Here is a 17354-nt window from a genome sequence, read left to right as displayed (position 1 = left end):
GTCTCTCGTCTATCCTCTCTCGTCTCTCGTCTAATCACGGCACCAATACCGGGTTGATGATATCTACGTGCGTGCAGTCGATACCTTCCTTGGGGATGGTCTTGATGGTCAACTTCGTCACTCCAGTAACATTGGCCACAACGTCTTGCAGAGTGCCGTTCTGGAAGAAATCGGTCTTTGCAAGCGATTTCCCGTCGCCGAGGACTTCCACAGCAACTCCGTTGCCGCAAAGCGATTCGTCGTCAAGCCCTGTAGAGAACTTGAGTGTCGAGTACTTCTTGTCAATGTCAAAGACTGTGGTCGATGCGGCGTGGATTCCAAGCCCGTTGTCAAAGCGCAGCCCGTTGATGTTGAAACGGTTTCCTTCGATGCTTTCGTTCTTGTGCATGCTGCCCCATCCCTGCTGGTGGCTTTCGATGGGCCAATCGACGAGGGCTACTGCTCCGTTTGCCTTTTCAAAGTAGAATTTCGAAATATCGGCAAGCTTGCTGTGGGTCGCGTTGTCTTGCACGACAAAACGCACTTGGTTAAAGCCCGGCTGTAACAGTTCTGCCCCGATTTCTTGATCGTACGAGCCGAAGTTGTAGGTGCCTTTTTTTACTGTGGAATTGTTGACAAAGAGCATGAAAACCCAGTTAGCGGCGGCTTTGCCTTGTTCTTTGAGATCGTAGTGAATTTTGAGTGAGGTTGATTTCGAAGCGGAGTCGGCGGGAACAGCTTCAATATCGCCGGTCTTGATGATTTTTTCCGGGTTGTAGTTCTTGCGTCCGTTGAACTTCGCGATCTGCACCCAGTAGTTGTTCGTCACCAAGATGTTCTTGACTCCTGTCATATCCATTTCGCGTTCAAAGACGTCACAAGTCGTCGCGATGCGGTGTTCCACGGCTTTTTTGTGGTAGGTTTGGCTGTTCCAGCAGTCTAGCCCGCGGATGTAATAGACTTCGCCCTTGTACTTTTCGATGAGGTCCTTCATTTCGCTGTCTTTCATCTGGCGGGCGTTGTCGTAATGGATGGACGAAATTCCGTAACCGACGAAGTGCCATGGACGACCATAAATGAAGAATCGGTCTGCTGGGGGCAGTGTCTTGAGCCATCCGAGAATTTCATGTTCTTCAATGGTCAGATGGTTCCTGTTATACATGATATTGTTGTTGAAATCTTTCTTGTAATGGAATGTCCAACCGGTGAATGCGACAGCGGCTATTAGAATGCCGACTAAAACGTTGGTGGAACTTTGCTCCTTATCCTTTGTGGTTGCGAAATACTGGACCATGTGTGTTACCGGGAGGGCTGCGACAAAAGCCATCGAGGGAAGCATCACGAGACTGTAGCGCTGGTTGATTTCGATGCTGAAGTCGCCTGAAACGTTTTCGAGAATCACATAAGTCTGCAGGTGGTAGAGGAGCAAGAATCCGAGAATCTTAAGATAATAGAAGTTGCTCTTCCTTGCATCGTTAATCGCACGGTAGGCCAAATAAATGGCTCCGATCGCGAACAAGTAGTTGAAGTAGCTGAGGAACGGGTTCGTGAGTTCTCCGTTATTGCCGAGCTTTGTGGTCATCACTTCCCAGTTCTTGGCGAGGTCCTCAAAGAAGTGACCGTGGGCTTCGAATTCGCCCCCTTGGAAACCGAACCCTTGGAAATAGCTGATGGTGAGGAGCGCAGGCACAGAGAACAGCGATAGCACGACAAAGAAAACGGGAGCTTTTGCATCTTGCTTGTCCAAAAGTTTCGGGAATGCAAAGAGGATAAACGCAAAGAGGCAGAATATTGTTTCTTGGCGTGTCTGCGCAAAAAATCCGAGGACGAGCGCCAAAAGAGCCCAGTGCTTTACAGTGTTCCTATCGTAAGCCCACTTGAAAACGAGAAGCGAGAGCGCGGAGAGGAATATGTAGAGCGGTTCGACGGACATCGAGCGGAACTGGAACAGCACCGTCGGTTGCAGTGCCATGAGGAGCGATGCCAAGAACGCAAGGAGCGGTTGCCTCGTCCATGCGACAACTGCGAGGAACATGAGTAAGAACGAAAGCGGGAGCATCACGAATTCCGCATTGAAAATCCAGCGGAGATCGTTGCCGAAAAGCGGCATGCCGAGGTAGTACAGGAACGAAAGCCCTTTTGTCTTGAAACTGTTCGACGTCGATTTGCAAGTAAGGCCGCCGTTTTCGAATACGCCTTGGTTGCAGGTAGCGGATTCGTGGTTGTAGTACATGTTCTGGGCGACGGACATGAATACGCTTTCGTCACTCTGGACGCGGTGACGTGCTTCGATTTGCATGCCAGCAAAAATGGTTACTACAGCCGTAAAGACGATTACCATAAGGCTTACAGGCTTTTCGGGGAGGATTCCTTTGACCCATTCCCGAAAATCTTTGCTTAAAAGGCAAAAGAGGACGATGCCTGCAACGAGCTGTACCCAAAAAAGCGGGAGAGGAAGGTACAAGTCAAGCTGCCGGATAGTTTCGCGGTGCTTGATGTTTGGTGCGAGGTAAATAAAGAATGGAATTGCTAGAGCGATGACGGTTCCTGCAATACCGGCAGGATGAAGTAAATTTTTAAGCAGGTTAAGAATGTAATTTTTCATGGATTAAATATAAATAAAGCAAATTAGTCAGAGGTGTAAATCCTTTCGTGAGTCAGTTCGAAACCGATAGAGAGCTGGAGTCCGATGCGTCCCGAAGAAATTCGGAACTTGGTATCGCGGTGTTCAAATGACTTGTGGACTGAGGAATAATCGAAGTTGACTTCGAAGCCGATATTGTAGGGGAATATAGCTCCAATGCCTGCTACTACGAAGAAATTGAAGGGGCGTTCCCACCAGCATCCTTCTCCAGTCAGTGCACCCATGGTTCCTGCTCTTACGACTGCGTATGGAACGGCGAGCCAGTCCTTACCGTAAAAACCGAAAGAAAAATTTCCCCAAATGGGTAGGAACGCAGGCGTTAATGTTTTGCTGCCTTTTTTTTGGCTGCTCTTGTATCCTAGTCCGATTCCGTAACGCAATGGTGCGAATTCTGCCGAAAAAAGCAGTTCCGTGCCGACTATGAACAAGGAATTGCTATTCCAAGTCTTTTCTTCTTTGACGTTTTCGATTCTTTTGTGGGCTGTGACATCGGCAAAGAAATCAAATTGAGCCAAGGGGCGGATTTCCATGGCGTTTACCGATGTGCAGATTCCAAGGGCAAGCGTTGCTGCTGCCAGATATTTTTTTTTGAATAGGGATGTCATTTGGCGTACTCTTTTGTATTGAATGATAAATTATAAAATTTTTTTGAAATGATTTGTGTAAAAATGTTTTTTTTGTTATATTAAGGATTAAAAAAAATACTTGGAAGAGGTAATATGAATCGATGGACAACGTTGTTCGTTGTTTTTTTGGCGTTTTTTGCACATGCCGCAGAAGAGCATGGCACTGTATTTCCGATAACGGATACTCCTCAAACATATACACCGTTTGAAAATTCGTATTTAGGGACTTCGACGGGGGGCGTTCGATTTTCTTTCGTCGCACCTGCAGATGGCGGATATGTCGTTACTTATAAAAAGGACAGTACCGAGTCTAGCCTTTTTACGCGCTATACGACGAGTGCATTTTCAAGTTACAGCTTTTCAAAAACAGTCACCACGTCTTCTACGGACACGCTTCTGCTTGCTGCCGGTGATTCCGTTTTTTACGAGGTGGTGAGCGTCTATGAACGTGATTCCTTGATGTCTTTTCGCATGAGTTACGCATCTGTGCCGACATTAAAAGTTACGGTCGAAGGTACGTCCCCGGAATGCTCTACGGGTGTTTCGACGCGGAATGTTTTGAAAGGGAATGTCGTTTATCTTGAAGCTACCGCTAAAGTGGGGTATCGCCCTGACGGGTGGGCTTTTGTGAGTGGTTCGCACAGGTTTAGAGATTCTACAGCTTATTCTATTCGGGATACGGTTGATGCGGATACGAAAATCAAATTGTTTTGCAGAGCCGCAAAGATAATTGATGTGACCGACAAGCCCAAGACTTACGTTGGCTATAATGACTTTTATGAAAAATCGCCAAGTGGCGGCATGAGGTTCCGCTACGAAGCCCCGACATCAGGCTTATATGCATTGCGTTTCCAACCGTACGGTCTTTATGGTGCATACCGTTTTTACGGCTCGGATTCTTCGTTCTCGATGACGAAAAGGTCTGTCACTACATCGGCAAAAACCTCTTTTAATGTTGTGGCCTCGTCTGTTGGCGAAAAATTCTATGCAAGCGTTGTCCCGAATGCAACTTCGTATTGGGACGATTCTGTTTCTGTGGTGGCGCTCCGGGCTGGGACCGTAAAAATTGACGGTCAGACGAGAGTCGATACGCTTGCCTTTGGTGATTCCTTGTCTGTATCAGTGACTTTGGATACGGGGGCGCATTTTAATAAATGGACTGTGTTGTCCGGCAAAGGAAAGTTTGTTGACAGTACGTTGCGTTCTACCCGGTTCATTCTTGAAGAGTCGGCAGTGATTAAGCCTGATACGACCAGGTTGCCTTTATATAAGCTGACCGAAGATTTTAAGGGTTACACTTTTGTGAACAACAGTACCCTCAGTCGAAGAAATACTTACGGAATCCGTGCTTATCTTGAACCTACGACGGATGGACTTTATGTCATACAGATGAAAACCTCCCATGCATCCTACATATACAATTTTACAGCGGATTCCACGTTCTATTCTTATAGCAGTACGTATTGCTCTAATGGAAAATGCAGAACAAGAATTAGCGTAAATGCTGGTCAAAAGAGGTATTTCCAGTTTATTTCAAATACGCAAGATTTTCTGGGCGATAGCGTTTGGGTTCGAGCGTTAAAGACCGTCAAATTGCGGACGGATACTTCGGGCGTGGGGTATGCATATGTCGGTGCGAACTCCTACACTTATGATTCAACTTACGTAGTTGGAGATACGGTTCCTATAAGGGCTACGACGAGCTCCGTGAATTTTAAGTTTAACAAGTGGAGCGTGTCTTCGGGATCCTGCAAGATTCTTGACCCGACCAAGATGTACACTTCTATTATCCCTGACGGGGATTGCACGGTCAAGGCTGAATTTATCCAGGGTACAGTTTATGAAATAACGGATGTCGCCACTAAATATACGCTCAAAGACAACTATTACTCTAGATTGCCTAGCTATGGCGTAAGGTTTTCATTTGTCGCCCCTGCGGCAGGTTCCTATACATTCGTTTTCCGCAGTTTGGACATGCCTTTGATTATCGAACGTTATACGACCGGCCAGTTTAATTCTTACACGACGAGAACTACAGGGGTAACGTCCAGATTTGATCCGCTGACCCTTTCTGCCGGGGATTCCGTGTTTTACATCGTGAAAAATTACAATACTGCAGATACGTTAAAATCGTTCTGGGTGAATTATTCGCAATCTAAAATCGGTATCGAGCTCATTACAGATGGCAATGGCAAGGTTGTGCCGGATACTGGGTATCCGACGGCTTGGAGAGGGGCCGCTTACCCCATTACGGCAACAGCAAATAGTGGTTACCGTTTTGACAAGTGGGTGTTTGTAACGGGAAATGGATCTGTTGACGATCCGTATAATTTAAAGACGGTCGCTTATGCAACGGAATCGGTGACGATAAAGGCCACGTTTAAGCATGGCGAGATTTATCCATTGACGAGTACAGAAAAAACGTTCAATTTCCAGCGTCATCATTATTCCGACAGCGTTCCGGGAACTGTTCGGTTTAGCTGGACTCCCTCAGATACGAATTACTATTTGCTGAAATTGGATTCTGTTAAGGGACAGAGCGTGTTCTATGGAACGGATCCGCTTTTTATGACAGAATCAGAAATTTATATTCTCAATGGAGAAACTTATGTGCCCATCCATGGGACGCCGGGCAAGACCTACTATCTTTCTGTGACGGATTCCGTGAAAACGGTGTCTCGCGACAAGAATTTCACGGCGCAGATTATTGTACCGAACTTGCTGTACGTGGAATCGACTCGTGGACGAGCCGTCCCGTCGGGCAATGTCTATGTCGCTCCGGGAAAAGATACATCTTTGTATGTGCTTCCGTTTGGCGGTTACGTATTTGATTCTTGGTCTAAAGTGACGGGAAATGTAACGATTGACAATCCGTCCAGTTCAAGAGTCTCCGTTAAGACGCAATCAGGTTATTGCCATATAAGAGCGAATTATGTGCTGGATTCCACGACGGTTCCCGAAGTGACGATTACGAACCTTGACTTGAGCAACCACCCCGGCATTTGCGCGCAAGTGTCTGTCGTCGATAAGAATAACGGAAAGCCGATTGTTGGGCTTGACTCTACGGATTTTATTCTCTCTCAAGACAATGTGACGCTACCGACGCAAACGACGACGATTCAAAACTTTACCGGCGTGTCCGTCGCGCTCGTTGTCGATGAAAGCGGCTCCATGAGGACCAATGGCCGAATGGATGCGGCTAGAGATGCCATTCGTCAGTTCATCAACGAAATGGGACCTTATGACAGGACGGCTATTGTCGGCTTTAACGGTGGTGCCAGTGCAAAAGTGCACCAGACCATGACTTCGGACAAGGCGCTTCTTTTCAAGGCGGTAGAAGCTTTGAAGGATTCCGGCAACACCAACATCAATACAGGTGCCAAGTTGGGCGTTCAACAGATTATCGGCGAAACGAACCCGACGACGGTGATTATTTTCTCGGATGGCGAGAATGGCTCCGAGAGCGTGACAACAAGTCAGGTTGCCGATCTTGCCAATAGCCTCAATACGAGCATCTACTCCATCGGTGTGGAAACTACGGGCTCCAATACGGTTTTGAAAAATTTGGCCGATCAAACGGGCGGTACTTATACAGATGCCCCGAGTGCATCGCAGTTGTCTGAAATTTACACGACCATTCGCGGCTCCGTGCAATCTCGCTATGTCCTTTGTTACCAGAGTCCGGATGCAATTTGGGACGGGGATTCGCACATGGTCGAAGTCAAGACAAAATTCATGAACAAGAATGCTGCCGATACGGCTTACTGGAACGAAGACGCTCCGCCGCCAGTTGTCGAATTGACTCCGGACACTTGGGATTTGGTGGGAAAAGAACAGCAGCAAAACAAGAGTCTTACGATTGATGTTTATGTACGTTCCAAGACGGGGGTTACGGACGTTCGCCTTTATATGCGAGATGTAAACTTGTCTAACGGTTCGTTTAATCCGTATGCGATGACCCGTAAAAACGATAGCCTATGGCAATATGTTGTTCCTGATAGCATGGTGCGGTATCCGGGAATTGATTTTTACGTCGTGGCGACCGATTCAAACGGCCTGACCGGCAAGACTCCTACGGTTGCTAATCCGTCAAAGGAACCTTACACGATTCCGGTCAAGAACGATGCGCCCTTTATCAGTATGAACTTGCTCACTTGCGTGGATACAGTGGGGGGCAAGGCGACCTTGCGTTTTTTAATCCATGATGACGACAAAATTGACCATGCAACGTTTTATTACAAGGATTCCATGGTGGTTCTCTTTGACGAAACTTTGATGAAGGAGGTGAACGGCTATTGGGAGGCTTCAGTTCCGTCGAGTTCGTTTGAAAACGGCATCATTGAATTTTATGTCCGAGCCGTTGATGGTGTCGGAGCATCGGCCCGCTGGCCGAGAGCGCAAAATTCCTTTATGGCTGTATGCGGTCGCAAATACCGCGCCCCGGATGTTCCGGATACCATTAGAATCGTGAATGCGGATTCTACGCAGGATTCGATTTCACGAGAAACGAATAAAATCAAGTTGACTTTGGTGACGGAAGATTTCTCGAACGTGACGGATACGGTAAAGGTCAACCTTTCTTGCATGCTTTCAGGTGATGAAGAAAAAATCGAACTCTATGAAGTAAGCCCCGGCTATTATGAACGCAATGACATTCCGAAGAACGAACGTACTCCAAAGAGCGGCGATGGAGCGATTTCGTGTAGTGGACTTGATATTCTTATTGCGGAATACAAGGACCCGCTTTACGGCACTATTGCACGCGATACAGTGGATTTGAACGATCCTGTGGAATTTAGCTATAAGTTCCTCGACGAATCTGGCAAAAATGACCTCGATTCTGTGGAAACAGGGGAGTCCGCAAACTTCCGAATCAGCTTGACCGCATTCAGCGAGTCTATCCATGAAATTGATACTTTGGATGTGCTGTTGCTGACGGACAAGGGCGATTCACTGCGGATAAAGGCTATCGAAACGGACAAGTACTCTTCTACCTTTGAATATAGCGGAACGTTCAATTTTGTCTATGACAAGAACGATCTTAAAAATTCAAAACTTGATGCTTTGTTTGATATGGAGTCTGCCCATAATCGCGTTATTATTACGGCTAAAGTCAATAACGATAATTTGGGGAACAAACGCGATTCTTTAGTGGTGTTCTCGAACTATATCGCGGCAGATAAGGCTGAAATTTACGATGCTGATAAAGATGGTCGTGCCGATTCCATCCGAATTCATTTTGCCGTGCCCAACAAGGATGGCATTGAAGGCGTTGACACTTTGTATTGGAACAAAGTGGGTGGATCATGGCGTAGCGTGGCCAAGAAAAAGTTCCGCGTGGTAGATGGCGGTTCTTGGGTTGAAGCTCGATTGGAGGAACCGTTTGATTATGGGGTTACGTCTTCGGACGGGGCTAATGCGCCTTATCTCAGGTTGACAAAGCCCAAGGGCGGATTCTCGCAGAAGGTGAAAATTCAGGATAAGATTGGTGCCGTCCCCGTGAAGGCGGTCAAGCGAGCCGGTGTTATCGGTATTGAAGAATATTTGGATTGCGTGAATGAGGTGCCGCCGGATACGCTGGAAATCACATTGTCCGAACCCGTCCAGAATATGGGTGGAGAAGGTGATGGAAAAAAAGCTGCGTGGAGAAAGCTGTTTACTTATTCTTCTGATTGTAAGGATTCTGAGGAGCGTTCGTTTAAAATTTCGGAATGGATTGAAAGGGATTCGACAGGTCTTGTTTGGGCGTTCGTTCTTGGCGACTACAGCATCATGACGGAAAGTTGCATTAGGACTAGCCCCAAGTCGTCTTACGTTGATGGGCGCAAGAACTCTATGGGACGTGGCGGGATTGAAGTCGAAGGTGATAACGGAAATCAGTATCTGTACGAGGTGACTCCTACGCCTGCAGTGAGTGGCGTGCATTCGAAGGCGAAATGGATTGCTCCTGACGAGCATGACTGGAGCCGTGTGCCGGATACGCTTTCTGTCATTAAAGTTGCAAGTATCATGCCTTACAAGGCGAATGTGACTATCATTGACGGGTACTCGAATGTGGTGACTTCGTTCACGAGAGCGTTTGGCGACAAGGGCGAAATGAGCGAAAAAATCCGTGAAAATGAGGGCCATCGTGCAAAAACGGGCTTTTTGGATTGGAATAACCGTTCCGATGGAGGCCGTAAGGTGGGGACCGGAGTTTATTTCTGGCACATCAATTTCAAGTTCAAGGACGGCCATTCTGAGTTCCGTTTGGTCAAAACGGGCATAAAAAGAAAGAAATAAGATTGTTTTATCGTGATTTATGCATTAAAACCTTGAGAGAAAATTGTAAAAAAGTTAAATTTGGGTCGCTAATTTTAGGTGCGGCTCATCGCCCTAGATTTTAAAGAGAGGTTAACAAAGTGGAAGATAGGCTCGTTACAAAAGCGGCTGACAACATTCGAATCCTTTCCGCTGCCATGGTGCAGAAGGCTAAGTCCGGCCATCCGGGTGGTGCCATGGGTGCAGCAGATGCTATTACTCTCCTGTATTCGGAATTTCTCCGCTTTGACCCTGAAAACCCGAACTGGGAAGCCCGTGACCGCTTCTTTATGGATCCAGGTCACATGTCTGCCCTTCTTTATGGCGAATTGGCCATGCTGGGAAACCTCTCCATGGACGACTTGAAGAACTTCCGCCAGCTCGGTTCCCGTACTCCAGGGCATCCTGAACTCGATGTCAATCTCGGTATTGAAAACTCTTCGGGTCCGCTGGGAATCGGCCACGCTGTCGCCCTCGGTAATGCGATTGCCGAACGCTTCATGGTCGAACGTTTTGGCGATATCTTGCAGCACAAGGTGGTTTGCCTCGTTTCTGATGGCGGTCTCGAAGAAGAAATCGCTTACGGCGTAGGCCGCATTGCGGGTCACCTCAAGCTTTCGAACCTCATATTCTTCTATGACGCGAACCAAGTGCAGCTTTCTTGCAAAGTCGAAGACGTGATGAGCCACGATTTCAAGAAGCAGTATGAATCTTGGGGTTTCCGCGTGATTGACGTGGCTGACGGCCACAATGTTGCAGAACTCCGCAAGGCATTCAAGGAAGCTTGGGCAGAAACTGAAAAACCGACTATCATCATCGGTCACACCACCATGGCGAAGGGTGCTATCGCTGAAGACGGCAAGTCTTTTGAAGGTGCCGTTTCGACTCACGGCCAGCCGCTCAATGCTGCCGGCGCTTCTACCGACGCAACCGTGAAAAACCTCGGCGGCGATCCCGCCGATGCATTCAAGATTTTTGATGACGTGAAGGCTGGTTTTGAAGCCCGCAAGGCCGAACTCCGCAAGGAAGTTGCTGAATGGAAAAAGGCGAAGGCCGCTTGGGACAATGCAAATCCTGAAAAGTCTGCAACTCTCAAGGAATGGCTCTCCGGCAAGGCTCCGAAGCTCGACCTCTCCAAGCTCGAAATCAAGGAAGGCGTTGCGACTCGCGTGACTTCTGGTGCTGTGCTCGGCTACCTTGCAGACAACGTCAAGAACTGCATTTGCAGCTCCGCAGACCTTTCCAACTCCGACAACACGCAGGCATTCCTCAACAAGACGGGCATTTTCCGCGCTGGCGATTTCAAGGGTGCTTTCGTACAGGTGGGTGTTGCAGAACTTACGATGGGCGCTATCTGCTGCGGTATCGCATTGCACGGCGGTCTTTATCCGATCTGCGCTACGTTCTTCGTATTCAGCGACTTCATGAAACCCGCTCTCCGTATGGCAGCTCTCATGAGGCTTCCGGTCAAGTTCATGTACACGCATGACAGTTTCCGCGTGGGCGAAGACGGCCCGACACACCAGCCGATTGAACACGAAACGCAGATTCGTTTGCTCGAAGGCCTCAAGCGTAAAGACGGCAAGTCCGAAATGCTCGTGCTCCGTCCGGCAGATGCTTTCGAAACCGTGACCGCATGGGAAATGGCTTTTGAAAACAACGACCGCCCGACTGCGATTATCCTTACCCGCCAGAACGTGAAGTCGCTCCCTGGCGTCGTGCGTTACGAAGCTTCCAAGGATTGCCGCAAGGGTGCCTACATCGTAAGCGACAATTGCGGTTCCGCCCTCCCGGATTTGACGTTTGTCTCTAACGGTTCTGACGTGCTTTTGACTCACGACGCTGCTGAAATTCTCCGTGGCGAAGGCTTCAAGGTTCGCGTGGTTTCGATGATTAGCCCGGCCCTCTTCATGGCTCAGGACAAGGCCTACCGCGACAGCATCATTGCTCCGTGGACTCCGGTGTTTGCAAAGTCCAGCGGTCTTCCGCTCTTGTTCGCCCAAATCGTGGGCGGCTTCGGCAAGGTCTCCGGTCTCGAACGCTTTGGCGCCTCTGCTCCGGCTGGCGTGCTCGAAAAGGAATTTGGCTACACTCCGGAAGCCGTCGTGGCTGCCGCGAAGGAATACCTCGCTGAATTTGCTCAAAACGTCGCAGACTTCAAGAAAGCGAACGCTTAAGCATTTCCCTGTCATCCTGGAGGCTCAACGAGCTGATAGGATCCATTGAAATTTTGCCCCGCTGTTCCAGTGGGGCTTTTTCTATCTACAACCCCCTAACCACTGCTTATAAAACCCCTAGCCACATTCTTTCACTGTCATCCCGGTATGGTGCCGGGATTTGTTGTTTATAATGCAAAAGTCGCCTTCAGCGTTTTTTTTTTCTATAGGGAAACTCAATTTTAAATTGTACGATATGTTTTTGATAAGGTATTATTTTTATGTTTTTTTTTTGCTTAAATTTATAAATGTTGTAATTAATAATAGTTTATTTAATTTTTTTAGTTGAAATTAATTGTAGTTTGTATTATATTTGCACCCCGTTCAGATAATGTTGTCTGAATTAAAAAAGGATGATAAATGAAAAGAGTGCTTATCGCTGTATTAGTAGTGGTGGCTTGTTGTTTTGCTCGTTCATCCACCCCATATAGAGGGCGGTTGGAAAATCTAAATATTGCTACGTTTGGTATTTCTGATTATTCAAAAATGGGCGAGAATAATCTTCCGTATAATATTGATTTTGCAACGGGTTTTAGGAAATCATTGCAAAAACATGTTTCCAAGAAGTATTCAAAAACGACTTTTAAAAATATCTATTCAAACACAACGTCGTCACAAGTTACGGTAGCGAATTTTAAAAATAAAATTAAAAATGGTGACTATAATATTGTGTTTTTTTCTGGTCACGGAGATACTTCGTTTGGCTTAGATGATAATGGACATGTTATTCGTACGAATAATATAGCGATAATGTATGACGATAATCTTCCGGTTGAGGATATGGAATTTTCCGAAGAGACGTATTTTGCTTTTTTCGATGCATGTAATTTCCTTAGCTTTTACACGGATGATAAAGGTCGTGGAATTTATGGATATTACAAAACAAAAGTTTATGGTAAAGAGCTTACGATTATGTCACAGGAACCCATCACCGACGAAAAATATGTAATAAACAATGACGGCTGGGAGGATTCCAAGGAGGCAAAACCGCAGTATATAAACTATTCTAAATTTGTAAAAGCCTTTAAGAATGGACTTCATGCTATGTTCGGGTATTCTTCGCGCGTGCCTGCTTTGTTGACGAAAAACCAAAAGGCTGCTGATCTTAGTTTTTATGAAACATTTGCCGATCAATGGGTCAACAACGAAAAGATGAGAATTTGGCAAGCCTACAAGTACGCTGTATGGAGTCATATATACAATGACCATGCGAGTGGTATTGAACCGGCCGTAATTTTTAGATCGGGAACGGCGATTGGTGACGATGGAAAACATCATCAGTTTAAAGGCTATGGTGAGTATTACAATAGCATTTATCAGTATTCGATGAGGGTTAATTCTTCATCAGCTTTAGCATTGGGCAGAAAAAAAGCCGTTTACGGTAATCCAAGATACTAATGAGGTCTTATCATGAATAAAATTATTACATCAATTGTTTTGGTCTGTTCCTTTGCTTTGTCTGCAATGGCTGCTCCATCCGTTAATTTTTCTGACAACTCCAAGACTTTCCTGAAGGAAAGGAGGGCTGTCGATGGTTACCGTACGAGAGATATCACTCAGAAGGGCTTGATGAAGATGGGCTCAGAAAAGGATGCTTCCCGTGCCCCCGTCGTTTCTGTATCCGTTGGGGCTACGGATTTCAGTGCAATGGAAAAGGCTCTCGTGCAGAATAAATACCATGTTTTCGACAAGACTGAAAATATCCTTGCTGCCGTTAATAATGAAGACGGTGTGAAGGTGGACTTGAGCCTTGTTGAAAAGAATCCGCAGACTGTTGCTGCGGCCTTGATTTCGTCCTTGTTCCCCGTAGATGTCGCTAAGCAGTTCGACTTTTTGGTGATGGATACCGAAATGGATGAATACAGTGACGGTACCAGCGATGTCGCTGAATATGTTTTTAATTTCGTTCGCGTTTTGAACAACCGTGTCGTTCGCGGAAAGGATAAGATGAGTATCTACGTATCCGTGGAAGGTGTTGCGGAAATGGTTGTGGCTTGCATGTCCAATCTGAAGGTATCTGATGAATATGTCCCGACCTCCGAAGATTACATGGAAAATATGACTGCGCTGAATCAGCTGATTTCTGAAAAGTTCAACAAGGCATACTCAAGCGTGGATAACAGCGTTATCGAGATAAAGGATATCGACATCAACGGTGTTGCGGAAGCGTATTGTCTGGAAGAAAAAGATTCTACGACCTACCAGCCGTGCCTTTCCTACACGGCTTCTGTAATCTTAGAAACCGGGGACACCATCTCGTACATTTTTGATGCTCCGTACTTCGGCTCTTCTGCTGATTTGGCAGACGGCAACGAATCCGCTAACGATTACGCCGACGAAAACGACAATGGAGTAAGAATTGTTGAAGTCCGCCGCAACATGGTCGCGTTTGAACTGAAAAAAGGCGGTAATGCTGTTGTCGCCTTCTTCAATGCGGATGGAACCCGTGCGGCTAGTGTGCGTGTAGACAACGCAAGAGTTGGCTACAATGTCGCTCGCATTGATGCAACCAAGATTTCCCGTGGCCGTTACACCGTTTCTGTGGAAGTGGGCAAGAATCGTGGCAGCAAAGGTGTCTGGCTGAAGTAAAAAAGATTCTGTCTTTATTAAATCGAAGGGACCGACATTTGTATCGGTTCCTTTTTCTCATGTTAGCTCCTTATCGGTTGCTAATAGCTTCCTTCCTATGCGGAAATTTTTTATATATTTTGTTAGCAAATACGAGGGAAACTATATGAAAAAGTTGTGGAGCGTTTTTACGGTTGTTTTGATAGCCGTTTTCTATTTAGCTTGTGATGAAAACATCACCAGAGTGACCGAAGTAAACAAAGTTACGGGAATGCCCGTGCTGGAATTTGGAGAGGCGATGCCTAAGTGCTTTGCTGACAACGATGGTTCATTGATTTTTGTCAAAGATTCTGGCAAGGTCTATTATTGCGTTGATAAAAAATGGTCTGTGATGAATGGGGAAGATGGTGCTGTGGGGCCGGCTGGTCCCAAGGGCAATGATGGTAAAAAAGGGGAAAAGGGCGATCCTGGCATTCAGGGTGAAAAGGGAGAAAAGGGGGATAAAGGCGAAAAAGGCGATCCAGGCGAAAAAGGCGAGAAGGGGGACAAGGGAAACCCCGGTCTTCAGGGCGAAAAAGGTGACAAGGGTGAAAAAGGTGATACCGGAGAGCAGGGACCCAAAGGGGATCCGGGAGAATCTGGAAATAATGGCGCGGCAGGGAAATCTTGTACTGTAAAGGATTTGCAGGACGGTAGCGGCTATAAAATTATTTGTGCCGGAGATTCGGTGGGTGTGTTGCACCATGGAAAAGCAATTGAGTACGAACCCACAAGCATTTACGATGCGAATAAAAATACTTTAACGGACCTTCGTGATGGACAAACTTATAAAACAACGACTATTACCGCGACAGATTATTCGAGAGTGTGGATGGCTCAAAATTTGAATTATCGGTATTATCAGAAAACGGCTGGGGGTGGAGATGCTGATTCTTCTAGTTACTGCTACAATAATTCTTCTTCGAATTGTAACAATTTTGGTCGTTTATATATATGGAGTGCTGCGGCAGATAGCGCGGCTCAATTCAGCAATGATGCTGCGGGCTGTGGTTATTCCGTTAAATGTGATATAAAAACACGAGTAAGGGGAGTTTGCCCTGAAGGGTGGCATTTGCCAAGTTATGAGGAATTCCTTCATATGATAGATGAACTTGGTGGTGCTGATTCTCTTGGTTATCGGCTGAAAGCAACCTCGGGTTGGAATAATAATAGTAATGGAATTGATTCTTACGGTTTTTCTGCACGCCCTGCTGGCAAGAGGAGCCTTAATGTAACGTATGAATTGCTGGGCAAAACTGCATTTTTTTGGACGACTAAGGAATCTAGTGGTACTGGTGCTTATGTAGTTAATATAAATGCAGATGAAGCTGATTTTAAATATGGTGGGATAAAAGTGCAAAGCGAGGCCTTTTCTGTTCGTTGCATCAAGGACTACTAGGAGTGGGTATGAAGATTTTGTGGAGCCGAGTGATGGCGTATATCGCTGTTCTGCTAATGTTTTTTTTCTGCGCTTGCTCAGATGATGTTACCGAAGTTACAAAAGTGAACGAGATTGTCGGAGTGCAGATTGTAAAATCCGGTGAATCAAGACCAGAATGTATGGTCGATAATAACGGTTCGATGATTTTTCTAGAAGACTCGTCCAAGGTCTATTACTGTGCTGATAGGGAATGGTCGGTGTTTAAAGGCAAAGACGGTGCTGTTGGTCCGACGGGTCCCAAAGGTGATGATGGCGCTAAGGGTGACAACGGTGATGCGGGTCGCCAAGGCGAAAAAGGCGTGAAAGGCGACAAGGGCGATCCAGGCGTCCAGGGAGAAAAAGGTGACCGCGGTGATGATGGTGAACAAGGAAAAAAGGGGGAGTCTGGTGACAAGGGCGACTCCGGTATTCAGGGCGAAAAGGGAAAAACGGGTGATTCGGGTAATTCTGGTAATGATGGGGCGTCTTGTTCTGTTCAAGCGTTGCAGGACGGGAGCGGGTATAAGGTTGTCTGTGGCAAGGATTCTGTGGGGGTGTTACTTCATGGAAAAGACTTGTTTATTTTCGCTTCGAGCTCATCGATGTCCAGTAGTTCCGTTGGCCCCGATGAAAGTATTTACGATGCTGAGAACAGTACGTTAACCGATTTGCGTGATGGGCACGTCTATAAAACAGTAACAATTGAAAGTTGGAGTTACCGCTATTCTAAAGTTTGGATGGCTGAAAATTTGAATTATCGGTATCATCAGAAAACAAAAAACGGTACGGATGCGGATTCATCGAGCTATTGCTATAAGGAGAAACTTAACGCGTCGTGCGGAAAATATGGCCGCTTGTACTTGTGGAGTGCCGCTATGGATAGTGCGGCGTGGTTTAGTACCGATGGGGCCGGTTGCGGCCAAGGTGTGAAGTGTGTGCCAAAGGACACTGTTCGTGGCGTATGTCCCAAAGGCTGGCATTTGCCTAACAAGGACGAAATGAAACGCCTAATCGACATTGCGGGGGGAGAATCAAAAGCGGCAATCAAGTTGAAGTCTGTTGATGATTGGCTGGAAGACGAAAACAATTCTGGCACTGATGAATACGGCTTCGCGATGCTCCCTGCGGGGGATTACTGCGGTAACGGTTATACCAATTTGCATCGTTATGGCTTTTTATGGACTTCCTCGGAAAAGAACCAAGATCATGGGTATCATTTGTGGCTTTGGTATTTTAAAGCCGAAGCTGAGTTGGGGCCTTTCAATAAGTATTGTGCCTTTTCTGTCCGCTGCGTTATGGATTAGTTTTGATAAAGTGCTTTAGGAATGGATTCGTGATGCATCATAAGAACAAACCACCCGCAAGGGGTGGTTTGTGATTTTTTTTGGTATTCCCAAATTCTTTACAAAGTATTTTTAATGGGCTTAAGTGTCAAAATGAGACCTGAACAAGGCCTCATTTTCATTTAAGTGTCATTTGGAGACCCGATTTCATGTTTACCCCTTGTTCTATAAGGCCTGTGGGCGATTAATAGTCCTGAAATCAGTACTTTTCGACGTTCT

At 46.5% G+C, this 17354-nt stretch carries 8 protein-coding genes; 6 read left to right on the top strand and 2 right to left on the bottom strand.

The window, feature by feature from the left end:
* Window positions 1-34 precede the first annotated feature (34 nt).
* Together IKG78_RS19535 and IKG78_RS19530 are read right to left on the bottom strand one after the other, a co-directional pair.
* A complete protein-coding gene (locus IKG78_RS19535) occupies window positions 35-2584 on the bottom strand; it encodes an NPCBM/NEW2 domain-containing protein (protein WP_290947049.1) in 2550 nt (849 codons plus the stop codon).
* Between the two features lie 23 nt (window positions 2585-2607).
* Window positions 2608-3228 (bottom strand): hypothetical protein, encoded by a 621-nt coding sequence (locus tag IKG78_RS19530; RefSeq protein WP_290947043.1) that lies wholly within the window; start codon window positions 3226-3228, stop codon window positions 2608-2610.
* Between the two features lie 114 nt (window positions 3229-3342).
* Between IKG78_RS19530 and IKG78_RS19525 the strand changes: the two genes are divergently transcribed.
* The 6 genes from IKG78_RS19525 to IKG78_RS19500 all read left to right on the top strand — a co-directional run bounded on the left by IKG78_RS19525 (window position 3343) and on the right by IKG78_RS19500 (window position 17096).
* A complete protein-coding gene (locus tag IKG78_RS19525) occupies window positions 3343-9531 on the top strand; it encodes a VWA domain-containing protein (protein WP_290947040.1) in 6189 nt (2062 codons plus the stop codon).
* A gap of 119 nt (window positions 9532-9650) precedes the next feature.
* Entirely contained in the window at window positions 9651-11726 is a 2076-nt protein-coding gene (locus IKG78_RS19520; protein ID WP_290947033.1) for a transketolase, read from the top strand.
* Window positions 11727-12125: 399 nt separating this feature from the next.
* Window positions 12126-13163, top strand: coding sequence for a hypothetical protein (locus tag IKG78_RS19515; RefSeq protein ID WP_290947030.1), 1038 nt, complete (start codon window positions 12126-12128; stop codon window positions 13161-13163).
* Window positions 13164-13175: 12 nt separating this feature from the next.
* Window positions 13176-14354 (top strand): hypothetical protein, encoded by a 1179-nt coding sequence (locus IKG78_RS19510; protein ID WP_290947027.1) that lies wholly within the window; start codon window positions 13176-13178, stop codon window positions 14352-14354.
* 145 nt (window positions 14355-14499) lie between these two features.
* Window positions 14500-15771, top strand: a complete 1272-nt coding sequence (locus IKG78_RS19505; RefSeq protein WP_290947025.1) for an FISUMP domain-containing protein — start codon at window positions 14500-14502, stop codon at window positions 15769-15771.
* A gap of 8 nt (window positions 15772-15779) precedes the next feature.
* A complete protein-coding gene (locus IKG78_RS19500; RefSeq protein WP_290947024.1) occupies window positions 15780-17096 on the top strand; it encodes an FISUMP domain-containing protein in 1317 nt (438 codons plus the stop codon).
* Window positions 17097-17354 lie beyond the last annotated feature (258 nt).

The sequence above is a fragment of the Fibrobacter sp. genome, assembly GCF_017545445.1.
In the GTDB taxonomy this organism is placed as follows: Bacteria; Fibrobacterota; Fibrobacteria; order Fibrobacterales; family Fibrobacteraceae; genus Fibrobacter.
The sequence above is the reverse complement of the archived record's forward strand: the minus strand, read 5'-3'. Positions and strand labels throughout refer to the sequence as shown.